The sequence below is a fragment of the Candidatus Aquicultor sp. genome, assembly GCF_054640775.1.
In genome coordinates this window covers 1-11,092 of the sequence record NZ_JBTSLF010000003.1, presented here as the reverse complement: position 1 = coordinate 11,092, position 11,092 = coordinate 1, and the positions used below count along the sequence as shown (strand labels likewise).

The 11,092-nt window shown below is 47.0% G+C and carries 11 protein-coding genes; 6 read left to right on the top strand and 5 right to left on the bottom strand.

The genetic code is table 11. The annotated features are described in order from the left end of the window. Positions 1-87: 87 nt before the first annotated feature. The 4 genes from ACYC56_RS00555 to ACYC56_RS00540 all read right to left on the bottom strand — a co-directional run bounded on the left by ACYC56_RS00555 (position 88) and on the right by ACYC56_RS00540 (position 3,620). Positions 88-942 (bottom strand): universal stress protein, encoded by an 855-nt coding sequence (locus ACYC56_RS00555; RefSeq protein WP_461372222.1) that lies wholly within the window; start codon positions 940-942, stop codon positions 88-90. 225 nt (positions 943-1,167) lie between these two features. After that, the gene (locus tag ACYC56_RS00550; RefSeq protein WP_461372221.1) at positions 1,168-2,049 is read right to left on the bottom strand and encodes a universal stress protein; all 882 of its coding nucleotides are present in this window, start codon (positions 2,047-2,049) and stop codon (positions 1,168-1,170) included. 83 nt (positions 2,050-2,132) lie between these two features. Beyond that, positions 2,133-3,305 (bottom strand): sulfite exporter TauE/SafE family protein, encoded by a 1,173-nt coding sequence (locus ACYC56_RS00545; RefSeq protein ID WP_461372220.1) that lies wholly within the window; start codon positions 3,303-3,305, stop codon positions 2,133-2,135. 72 nt (positions 3,306-3,377) lie between these two features. Beyond that, positions 3,378-3,620, bottom strand: a complete 243-nt coding sequence (locus ACYC56_RS00540; protein WP_461372219.1) for a hypothetical protein — start codon at positions 3,618-3,620, stop codon at positions 3,378-3,380. A 667-nt stretch (positions 3,621-4,287) separates the two neighbouring features. Between ACYC56_RS00540 and ACYC56_RS00535 the strand changes: the two genes are divergently transcribed. From ACYC56_RS00535 to sat, 5 genes are all read left to right on the top strand, one after another. After that, positions 4,288-5,190, top strand: coding sequence for a sulfite exporter TauE/SafE family protein (locus ACYC56_RS00535; RefSeq protein ID WP_461372254.1), 903 nt, complete (start codon positions 4,288-4,290; stop codon positions 5,188-5,190). Between the two features lie 94 nt (positions 5,191-5,284). After that, positions 5,285-5,770: a hypothetical protein gene (locus tag ACYC56_RS00530; protein ID WP_461372218.1), complete on the top strand. Its 486-nt coding sequence runs from the start codon at positions 5,285-5,287 to the stop codon at positions 5,768-5,770. Between the two features lie 871 nt (positions 5,771-6,641). Then, positions 6,642-7,610: a sulfite exporter TauE/SafE family protein gene (locus ACYC56_RS00525; protein WP_461372217.1), complete on the top strand. Its 969-nt coding sequence runs from the start codon at positions 6,642-6,644 to the stop codon at positions 7,608-7,610. A gap of 48 nt (positions 7,611-7,658) precedes the next feature. Beyond that, positions 7,659-8,234: a hypothetical protein gene (locus ACYC56_RS00520; RefSeq protein ID WP_461372216.1), complete on the top strand. Its 576-nt coding sequence runs from the start codon at positions 7,659-7,661 to the stop codon at positions 8,232-8,234. A 432-nt stretch (positions 8,235-8,666) separates the two neighbouring features. After that, entirely contained in the window at positions 8,667-9,887 is a 1,221-nt protein-coding gene (gene sat / locus ACYC56_RS00515) for a sulfate adenylyltransferase (protein WP_461372215.1), read from the top strand. Between the two features lie 218 nt (positions 9,888-10,105). Here the strand turns inward: sat and ACYC56_RS00510 are convergent, their stop codons facing one another. Further along, positions 10,106-10,447 (bottom strand): hypothetical protein, encoded by a 342-nt coding sequence (locus ACYC56_RS00510; RefSeq protein ID WP_461372214.1) that lies wholly within the window; start codon positions 10,445-10,447, stop codon positions 10,106-10,108. 319 nt (positions 10,448-10,766) lie between these two features. Between ACYC56_RS00510 and ACYC56_RS00505 the strand changes: the two genes are divergently transcribed. Further along, complete coding sequence (locus ACYC56_RS00505) at positions 10,767-11,054, top strand: type II toxin-antitoxin system RelE/ParE family toxin (RefSeq protein ID WP_461372213.1); 288 nt, start codon at positions 10,767-10,769, stop codon at positions 11,052-11,054. Positions 11,055-11,092: the final 38 nt, after the last annotated feature.

The following is an 11,092-nucleotide window of genomic DNA, read 5'->3' as shown; positions in this document are numbered from 1 at the left end:
CTACAATCCGCCGGAATCTTTACTTAAAATGTTTGTATTTATTTAATCATCGATCGGTTTACATTGTGCCCGTTCACCGTTTCGCCGTTATCTACTTTTAACTACGAGCACCGGGCATTTCGCCTTCTCTATTACTTTCTCCGTAACGCTTCCCATAAGGATGCGTTCGAGACCGGTACGGCCGTGGCTTCCCATGCAGATGGCATCTGCTTTAAGCTCGTTTACCAGTTTTACAATCTGCTCGTGCGGCTCACCTTCACGGATAAACGTCTCTGCATCCAGACCGACCTGCTCAGCCTTGCGTTTTACGACATCGACGTTTTCTTGGGCGTGCTCCAGCATTCGCTCCACGGCACCCGGAAGCTCGCCATAGAAGTTATCGCTCGTATCAAAAACGGAGACGATCTTGAGAGCGCTTCCATGGGCCGATGCCAGCTCGAGAACGCGTTCCGTCGCCGCATCACTGTACTTGGAACCATCCGTGGCAAGCAGGATGGTATCCCAGCCGATCACGGATTTTCCCGGCATAACGAGCACGTCTATAGGGCTGTACCTTATAACACGCGCCGTAAAGCTGCCGACAAACGCCCGCTCGAGTCGAGAGAGCACGCGGCGCCCCATGACTATTAAATCGCAGTTCCGCTTATCCGCAACATCGATGATGGCCTCGTGTATGACGCCTTCTTCAAGTATGGTTTGAATCTCCGCTTTATCTTCAACTATTAATTTTATCGAGTTGATCGGCGTATGTTCTCGCGACCGGCCGGAGCCGTTGGAATGGCGCACGCGAACCAGTTCGGGCTCGCCTTCGCTCGATCGCAGAACGGTGACTGCCGTGACCCTGCATGTTTCGCCCTCGGCAAACTTTATCGCCTGCTTAAGCGCGTTCTTACTGCAATCAGAGCCATCGAACGCAACCAGCATGCATGTATACTTTCCCACGGCCTTAAAGCCCCCTTACCGAATCTCCCCGCACGTGTTGTAGGCAAATATTTAACACTACAAACCGCCTACCGGCCAATTAATAATAAGATAGGCTCACTCCGAAAACAAGGACGTGAGCCTTAGAATATTACGCAACCGCCGACGTTAATGTAGCAGACGCGTTGTTTTGCGTCAATTAGCTTCTTCTTAAGCTTTGCAAAACAACGCGTCTGCTACCAGGGATTACTGTCCTTTAACAACAAGTACCGGACACTTTGCGTTACCGATGATTTTCTCCGTGACGCTTCCCATCAGCAACCGCCTGAGACCAGTTCGCCCGTGGCTGCCGACGCAGATAACGTCGGGCTTTACCTGACCGGCGATATCCATTATCTTTTCATGGGCATCGCCGATGCGCACAAACGTCTCTGCCTGCAGGCGGGCGACCTCCGACGAGATCTTCACCAGCTCGGTATTATCCCGGGCCCTCTCGACCATCTTTTCAACGTAGTCCGGGGCTTCGCCATACGCTTCGGCTGGTATATCGACGACCGATAGGATGTTAATCTCTTTGCCGTACGTATGCGCAAACGTTATCGCCCTGCTTGCGGCGATCTCGCTATAGTGCGAGCCATCCACCGCTAGCAAAATATTGTCCCATTTAATGATGCTGTCATGTGGCATGACAAGCACATCTATCGGGCTGTAGCCGATAACACGCGCCGTGACACTTCCCATGAAGGCCCGCTCAAACCCGGTACGACCCCTCCTGCCCATGATGATTAGATCGCAATCGCGAGAAACCGCCAGATCGATTATCGACTCGTGGATATCACCTTCGGCGAGAAACGTGTAGATTTGGACACCCTCTTTCTCGGCTATCCGTCGTGCTTCTGCTAGAATCGTTTCGGCGGGTGCCTTAAAAGACTCCTTCATATTTTGGATGCCGATTAGTTCAAGTTCGCCTTCGTATGTTGGCATAACCGTTACAGCTGTAATCGAGCACCGCTCTTTACGTGCAAACCTTAGAGCTTGTCTAAAAGCGTTCTTGCCAGAATCGGACCCATCCAATGCGGCGAGAATCAATATATTCTTCACCTTTTTAAATGGTAACAACTTACCCATAATCATCGCTTCCTCACTACCCGGCAGTAACGCGATATCCTGCTTTGCCTACCGCCGGCTGAATATCTAATAACCATAATGCTTTAGTTTACGGCTTTCTCTAGGCTCTTAACTTCCTCAAATCCCGGGGCAGCCTTTTGCTGTCGCATTCCTTTTACCATGCTACCCAGGATTATTGCAGCACCAAGCAAAAGAGCAAAGGCCATAATATAGAAGCTTATAGAGTCCAGTGTGGGTATAAGGCTTTTAGCTACATGTGTTAGGCCAAGCTGATTCGTATATTTTGGAATTGCAAAGCCCCTGCTGAGAGCAACTATGAGCATTATGCTTCCCATTACAACCTTAATCATGTGATCTTTTACGTAAGTTGTCCCTAACGCACCAAGTTGAACGCCGAAAAGCGATCCGGCAAGGATCAACAGCACCAGCCTGATATCGATGTTACCGACCAGCGCCCACTCTGTCGAGCCAACGAAGCCCATAACGAATGCGATAACAAGCTCGGACGCCGACGCTATCAGGCTTGATACGCCAAGTACGTAGATCATTCCGGGGACACCGATGAAACCGCCTACTGCAATTGTCGCCGCAAGAAGACCTGTTGCAAGACCAACAGGTATAGTAACCCACATAGATACCCTTATGCCTGCCGTTTTGAAGTTCATCATCGGCGGGATGTTAATCTTCTGAACGAGTTGCGCTAAACGGGGAGTCCCTGCAGCGCCGGGGTTTTTCTTGGTTTTCCATGCATCGTAGAAGACATAGCCCCCTACCGTTATTAGAATTACGAGGAACGCAAAGCTGACATAAAGATTCGAGCCGGCATCCCCCCACAGAGAGTGGATATATTGTTGAAAAACAATACCGATCTTTACGCCTACCGACGCAGATACGCCTAATGTTAACCCTAGCTTGAGGTCGACCTGGCCGTACTTACGGCGCTTGATCGCACCAACCAGTGCCTTTGGGAATTTATGGCACATATTGCTTGCCACCGCAACTAATCCGGGCACGCCAAGACTCATCATTGCGGGCGTTAATACGAAAGCGCCGCCCGATCCTATAAATCCGCTAACTAATCCACCTATAAAACCAACAATAAACAAGAACACCGCATTAAAAATAGTAAGTTCAATAAACTTATTTCCCGAGAACGCCTTAACCGCTTCACCAGTCGCGAACGCTGGGCCTGCTGTGACCAGCAGCAGGACAAAAGCCGCTAAAAGCGCCGGGATGATAACTTTTCTTCTGGACATTTACCACCCTTCCTTCTTTTGAATTATCCATCCAAAGCCTTGCCCGGTATACGATTGTCAAGGACCGCAATTTTAATGCTTTTTCGCTACTAGACCTAATGATGTCATGAAGTGGTTTGCGAACGACCCGTGTACAAACGAGAAAACGAAAACGGTAGCGAGCGGTAAAACTGCATATACTCCACCTTTCGCCCAGGTCTCTCTAACAAAGCTCTCGTTTTCAAATACAGTAACGTACAGCGCCAGAGATACGATACCGTAAAGCGCTGTTTTCACATACGGTCTCTTCCCTGTTTTACCAGAACTCTTAGCCATGAGCACCAACCTCCTTTCTTTTTAACTTTCCTTGATTTCTCCGCGTCTTCAGCAATCGCTTATGCGCGCTCTGCTGATGCAGTTTCCCAATAAGTAACTATTGTTACTATCCGAATGAAAAAATAAATTCGCCCGATTATCGCCCGAAATGCGTTCTCTATCTTTTTCCAGGCCTGATTTACTCTGTGGGGTAAGGAATTTCTAACAAATCGACCGCGATATGTGTGCCTTAGCAGTCAGCGTTCGAGGCGCTTATCAAAGAAAGTTTTATCCAGCTTGCAGCCTTAATTTCATATTACCACTATGGGTTTTTTCGTCAACGGTTTACGTAAAAACCCTTCACTTAATCACAAGACAATTTCTCACTTATGTCGCGTGTTATACCCTTATTGTGCATGAGTCATATATACTACTTTACCCACTTGATATCGCTGTAGACGCCGAGAGTTATTACTCTTATGCCGGCCATGCCATTACCCCAGGTCATCGGTAGTAAATCTAATGTAAATATTTTGCTAATAATTCAGCAATCGCCCCGATGTGCATTCCCGATCATCGTGGTGGAATGGAAGTTAAAGCCAAATTCGGAAATCCCAAAAGAAAGGAGGGACACAGTTTGAAGAAAAAATTACTTGGCGTTCTTTTCGGGGCTATTTTTATTTCCATTATGGTCGTTACCAACGCGGCTTTAGCTGCAACCGTCGGCGTAGTGCCTGGTGTGCATTCAGAAACCCCCTGGTGGGTTTGGCCGTTGGGATTATTCGCGCTTACTTTCGTAATGGGAGTGGTGGCGATTCCAGCCGGCGTAGGTGGCGGCGTTCTCTTCGTACCGATAGTCAGTAGCTTTTTCCCCTTTAACCTCGACTTTGTTAGAGGGGCCGGCCTTATGATCGCTTTATCGGGATCACTGGCGGCCGGACCGGGCCTCTTAAAACGAGGCATGGCTGACCTGCGACTGGCGATGCCGGTTGCACTTATAGCATCGATATTTTCGATTTTTGGAGCCGCCGTAGGCCTCGCGCTTCCAGCACAGGTTGTTCAAATAGGTTTAGGTGCGGTTATCCTTGCAATCGTCGTAGTAATGGTTTTGGCGAAAAAATCGGAGTACCCCGATGTAAAGATTCCCGATTCCCTATCAACAGCGCTTAGAATTACAGGCATCTATCATGAGGATTCAACTAAGCAGGATATCGACTGGAAAATTCATAGGACTCCGGTTGGCTTAATTTTGTTTTCTTTTATCGGCTTTATGGCTGGCATGTTTGGTTTAGGCGCCGGATGGGCAAACGTGCCTGTTTTAAATCTAGTTATGGGCGCACCACTAAAATTGTCGGTTGCGACCAGCAGTTTCTTACTTTCAATAACCGACACATCGGCCGCATGGATTTATATTAACAAGGGAGCGGTTCTTCCACTTGTGGTTGCACCATCGATTATCGGCATGATGCTTGGCGCCTTTGTAGGGGCGAAACTACTCACAAAGGCCAAACCACAGGTAATCAGATACGCGGTTATTACGATGCTGTTCTTATCCGGCTTTAGAGCGCTTCTTAAAGGATTTGGAATTTAGTAGCTTTCTAAGGTTGCTCCATTATGGAGTCTAAGATCAATTTACAGCTCTGTTGTTATGAGCACATGAAAGTTCTATAGATAAGGAGGTCGATATGGCCGCTTCAAAAACGAGAAGTAAGGCATTAAAGATAGAGCCCCAACCAAAAACCGAAGTAAAGACTGGTGACGCTCCGGCGGTTAGAGCCACAGAAGAGCAGCTTGTCTACGCCAATATCCTTTCCATGGGAAGAAAAGTAGGGCTCGCGGGTATCGGGATTTCGTTCATAGTGTATTTAAGCGGAATCTTAACGCCGAAAATGCCGCTGGATCAAGTACCGCAGTATTGGCATCTATCCACAAGTGAATACATGAAGATCGCGGGGATTACGCCGGGATGGAGCTGGCTCGGTATGTACCAGCACGGAGATATGCTTAACTTCTTTGGTATTGCAATTTTGGGAGCCATAAGCATAGTTTGTTATCTTGCGATACTGCCCAAGTTGCTTCGCAAAAAAGATATGACCTTCGCGATTATCGCAATTGCTGAGGTGTTGGTGCTCGCGTTTGCGGCATCAGGAATTATCCATATAGGTGAATAATTGTTTGTGTTTTCTGCACATGCGTAGCAACCTATAAGACCAACAATAAACAAGAACACCGCAATGACCAATTGTTTATGACGGTTTCAGGAAGACCAACCTACGCATGTGCAGCTACAAAATATTATAATGATGCATTCCCTTTTTAAAAGAAGGATGGTTCGGGAGACCATCCTTCTTTTATTTCGCTCTACTTTCTGCCCTTTTCTGCAAGTTCCTCATTTCTTGATCCGCGAATACCCTGCCCCACATAAAAAACTTTAAAGATTTAAAAATTGTGGTTTTAACTATTTCACTGCATGGGTATCCTCTTACCTATGGATTTGTGTTTTTCCTTATGCATTCTACGTAAATATACGTAGAATGCTATTGACGATAGCACCTAGTGTTGCTTATATTAAAAGTAGCTTGCAAGCTGTTATGCAGACATCTCTTGAAAAAAAGTCTTAGTCGCGGCGCCTGTGTTTGCGAAGGCAACCTATAAGACCAACAATAAACAAGAACACCGCAATGACCAATTGTTTATGACAGGTATCGTTAGGAACCCCTTCGCATACACAGGCTCTATGCAAATCTACATTCCTACGGTGCTCAAGTAGAGATGTCGGTCGGTTTATGGCTCTAAACCGGCGTTATCCGACGACTAAGACTCATATTGAGCGCAAAAATACTGCACGCAAACCACCCGCGAGAAACCATGGCCATGGCTTTCGCAAGCTAAAGTTAATTTATTTATAAGTTTAGTTTTTTTAGGCTTTATCATGTAACAAGAGTGACGTACTTAGGGGTTTTTGCTGTAGGGTTCTTGCGCTCAATATTTCAGTCGGATAACGATCGTTGGGCCAAATAACTCTAGAAGGAAGGATGATCTATGTTACGTAAGAAAACCTTCAGTGCAACCCTTCTTGCAGCAATAATGCTTTTGATGCTATTCGCAGCACCTGCATTAGCTGCGGACGGTGTGGCAAAAGGCTCTAGTATGCAGTGGTGGATGTGGCCCTTAGTGCTATTCTTCTCTACTTTAGCTATGGGCGTTGTAGCTGTGTTAGGAGGCGTCGGCGGTGGCGTTCTCTTCACACCGATAGTCGGCAGTTTCTTTCCGTTCGGTATGAATTTTGTTAAAGCCGCCGGCTTGTTAGTAGCGCTCTCGGGATCTGTTGCGGCAGGGCCGGGATTATTAAAGAAGGGGCTTGCCGACCTGCGCCTCGCAATACCCGTTGCTTTAATGGCATCCATTGGCTCGATAATAGGCGCGCAATTAGGAATCTTTGTCTCGGGGTTACCGGGTGGAAAAGACGTCATGCAGATTGCCTTAGGGGTAGTCGTCTTGGGAATCGTCGTGGTAATGCTTAAAGCCAAGAAATCCGACTTCCCTGAAGTCAAGAAACCCGATAAGCTCTCTTCGATTCTTAAACTTACCGGCATCTACCATGAGAGTGCGACCAACCAAGAGATCGATTGGAAGATTCATAAAACGCCTATCGGCCTCGTTTCTTTTATTTTCATAGGCGTACTCGCCGGAATGTTCGGCCTTGGCGCCGGATGGGCAAACGTGCCCGTGTTAAACCTCTTAATGGGTGCCCCCCTTAAGGTATCGGTAGCGACAAGCAAGTTCTTGCTTTCAATAACGGACACCTCAGCCGCATGGGTTTATTTTAACAATGGCGCAGCTATTCCATTGATCATAGTTCCGTCCATCATAGGAATTATGCTTGGCTCATTCATTGGAGTGCGGTTACTGCCAAAAACTAAGCCGAATGTAATTAAGGTCATAGTTATCATTATCCTGTGCGTCTCGGCCACTAGCTCGATACTTAAAGGTGTCCATATCATGAAGTAAACTTAGGCTTCCCTTTACACGGAAAGTCTTTACCCGGGAGGTGTAAACATGGCAGAAATAACTGAGGTCAGCAAGATAAAAGGTTCGGCCAAGACCGGCTCGGAGAAAGCCGGCATTAAGGCAATCGAAGAGCAACTTATCTACGGTAGAATCCTGAACATTTGCATGAAGATTGGCCTTATAGGTATTGCATTAACTTTTTTAGTGTACGTTACGGGGTTCATGCCCCCTAAACTTGCCATCGATGATGTTATTAATAACTGGAGTGATGCTCCAAAAGCTAGCGCAAGCGCTAATGGAGACGCAAGCAAAACAGTCAAAGCGAGCGTAAGCGGAGGCGCTACTGAAAAAGCCGGCAGTGAAGCGAAGAAGACCGCTTATGACAAGCTGCTAGAGGAGAATGGCATTCATCACGGATGGACGTGGGTTAACCTCTACAAGTTTGGTGATTTCATCAACCTCTTCCCTATCGCGTTTTTGGCAACCATAACTATATTTTGCTATATAGCGATTGTGCCGACGCTCCTTAAAAAGGGCGATACAATTTACGCTGTTCTTGCGATTCTGGAGGTACTTATTCTTATAGGCGCTGCTTCCGGTCTTATATCGGGCGGCGGTCACTAAAAACGTATTTTTCCTGCACAAAAGGACGGTCCTCCCGGACCGTCCTTCCTTCTTTAGGTGCCTATCCTCAATCCTATAAGGTAATTACCTCACCAGCCCATATTTTAAAATTCCTTAAAATCAACACTTGCTACTTGCTTGACAAATAAGTGCCGCAATGTTATCCTGAATGGAACAATTGTTACAATCTTTTTTCCTTATTAACTTATGGCACAACCGGTTTACTTTAAACTTCGGCGGTGTCATTTATAAAACTTAATACTGGTTGATTGGCGGGCACAGTTTCTTGGCAAGCTTGGTGTGAATGATGTCTGCATAACATTTACTCGTCTGCATAGCGAATGAGCAAGCTGTGCGTGAGCCATCACGGCTTACCAAGAATCTTCTTATAACTTGTTTAAATACAACCATCAATTGAAACAAGGAGGTATTATGTCAGGTCTAGTTTCCCCTCATGGCGGTGGTGATCTTAAGCCGCTATTGCTCAGTGGTGAAGCGCTGAAGCAAGAATACGAAAAGGCCCAAACTCTTGAGAAGGTTATGTTGTCCTCACGTGAAACAGGTGACCTTATCATGATGGGTATCGGTGCCTTTACCCCACTCGACGGATTTATGACCAAAGCAGATTGGCAGGGTGTTGTCGATGAGTACACAATGTCCAGCGGAGTTTTTTGGCCGATCCCGATTACACTATCGACTTCTAAAGAGCAGGCCAACAATCTTAAAGAGGGCCAGGAAGTCGCACTAGTCGATACGGAATCCGGCGAACTTATGGGTAGTATGACCATCACCGAGAAGTACGAGATCGACAAAGTTCACGAGTGCAAGCAGGTATTTAGAACAGATGATATGGAAGGTCACCCAGGTGTTCAGAAAGTCATGGCACAGGGCGATGTTAACCTTGCCGGTACCGTAAAGGTATTTAGCGAGAGCTACTTCCCTGAAATGTTCGGTGGCGTTTATATGCGCCCGGCCGAGACCAGAAAAGCGTTCGATGAGAGAGGCTGGAGCACAGTAGCTGCACTTCAGCTCAGAAACCCGATGCACAGGTCTCATGAGTACCTCGCGAAAATCGCTGTTGAGATCACCGATGGCGTTCTCATCCACCAGCTCGTTGGAAAATTAAAACCCGGCGATATCCCGGCGGAAGTCAGGGTTAAAGCCATCGATAAGTTAGTCGAGCATTACTTCGTTCCAAATACAGTCATCCAAGCAGGTTACCCGATGGAGATGCGCTATGCAGGCCCGCGCGAGGCTCTGCTGCATGCGACCTTCAGACAGAACTACGGCTGCAGCCACCTTCTGGTAGGCCGCGACCACGCTGGTGTTGGCGAGTATTACGGCCCATTTGATGCTCACCACATCTTCGATGAGATTCCCAAAGGCGCTCTCGAGACAAAACCACTTAAAATAGACTGGACTTTCTATTGCACCAAGTGCGACGGTATGGCCTCAATGAGAACCTGCCCGCATGGCAAAGAAGATCGCCTGCTGCTCAGCGGTACCAAGCTTCGCAGTATGCTCTCAAAGAACGAAGAAGTGCCGGATCACTTCAGCCGTCCAGAGGTTCTCGAGATTTTAAGAGAATACTATGCAGGCCTCGAGGAAAAAGTCGAAGTCAAGCTTCACAAATACGCCGAAGGCGAAAAGTAGAAATACGGTTTCTTTCAAGCCAACATATAGATAAACATACCCCCATTCTGTGGGGGTATGTTTTTTGCGTCTCTATTACTACCCTGCTATCAGGCAACAAACGTATCCTTGTGAATCCTTTATAAAACTCGTATTCCTGGGAATAATCCCCTAGAGAGATTGAACCGGCATGATGATTACCGGTCGGTGCGAATCATAAATTGGCAGCACAAGCGCTGCTAAGATAAAAAGGACAAAATGAAACGGCGTTTATTGCTCTTTGCTACAATAGTTGTTATAACGACACTGTTTATCCTCCCGGCATTGCTTGGGCATATTGGTATGGGACAGACCACAACAACATCAACAACCGCCCCATCCACTACCACAACAAGTAGTACCACGACCACCCTTGCCACAACCACAACACTTGCGCCGACCACAACGTTGGGCCCCAGCACAACCGTAACTACCCCTACAACAACGCCGGCTAGATTAAGAACCCGCCAAAGCACAACTACGACAACGGTGAGTCCACCTTCCTTCCCCGCAAGGGAACTCTTCCTACCCGCGCTCATCATTATTTTTGTGCTGATAACGGTAGTGATTCTGATTTGGCAGCGCCCACTTGGCCGCTAACCAAAAACCCGGCCGCATGGTCGCTTATATGAAAGAGGTATATCTCGTGTCATCACGAGAACGTTTCCACACCGAGAAATCCGGGGTTCGAGTCCCCTATCCTCCACGGATAGCCCTGGCAGTGATACCGGAGGTTTTATTCTCCTTGATTTAGCGATTGCACAAATTCACAATATTTAAGAATTATATAGCCTGCTAGTTAAGCTGACGGATGTCACCGGGGCTGTTTACAATCGTAACCTAATAGGTTACGATTGGCTCATGATCAAGTCGTTCAAACACAAAGAACTCGAAGACTTCTTCTATACAGGAAAGAAGAAAGGCATAAAGCCCGAACACGCTGACCGGCTTGAGAGAATTCTTGATAGACTAAACGCTGCAAATGAAATAAAAGACATAAAAGACATGAATTATCCGGGCTCTAACTTACACAGGCTGACAGGGGATAAAAAAGACCAATATGCTGTGAAGGTATCCGGAAACTGGAGAGTCTTTTTCGAGTTTATCGGCAGCGATGCTTACGTCGTCGATTATGATGATTATCACTAAAGAGGTAAGAGCATGAGAAGAATGAAAAGACAACCAAC

Coding starts and splice junctions, on each gene's coding strand:
- ACYC56_RS00535 (WP_461372254.1), top strand. CDS start 4,288: ATGGTCGTTACCAACGCGGCTTTAGCTGCAACCGTCGGCGTAGTGCCT.
- ACYC56_RS00530 (WP_461372218.1), top strand. CDS start 5,285: ATGGCCGCTTCAAAAACGAGAAGTAAGGCATTAAAGATAGAGCCCCAA.
- sat (WP_461372215.1), top strand. CDS start 8,667: ATGTCAGGTCTAGTTTCCCCTCATGGCGGTGGTGATCTTAAGCCGCTA.
- ACYC56_RS00510 (WP_461372214.1), bottom strand. CDS start 10,447: ATGATGAGCGCGGGTAGGAAGAGTTCCCTTGCGGGGAAGGAAGGTGGA.
- ACYC56_RS00520 (WP_461372216.1), top strand. CDS start 7,659: ATGGCAGAAATAACTGAGGTCAGCAAGATAAAAGGTTCGGCCAAGACC.
- ACYC56_RS00540 (WP_461372219.1), bottom strand. CDS start 3,620: ATGGCTAAGAGTTCTGGTAAAACAGGGAAGAGACCGTATGTGAAAACA.
- ACYC56_RS00550 (WP_461372221.1), bottom strand. CDS start 2,049: ATGGGTAAGTTGTTACCATTTAAAAAGGTGAAGAATATATTGATTCTC.
- ACYC56_RS00545 (WP_461372220.1), bottom strand. CDS start 3,305: ATGTCCAGAAGAAAAGTTATCATCCCGGCGCTTTTAGCGGCTTTTGTC.
- ACYC56_RS00505 (WP_461372213.1), top strand. CDS start 10,767: ATGATCAAGTCGTTCAAACACAAAGAACTCGAAGACTTCTTCTATACA.
- ACYC56_RS00525 (WP_461372217.1), top strand. CDS start 6,642: ATGTTACGTAAGAAAACCTTCAGTGCAACCCTTCTTGCAGCAATAATG.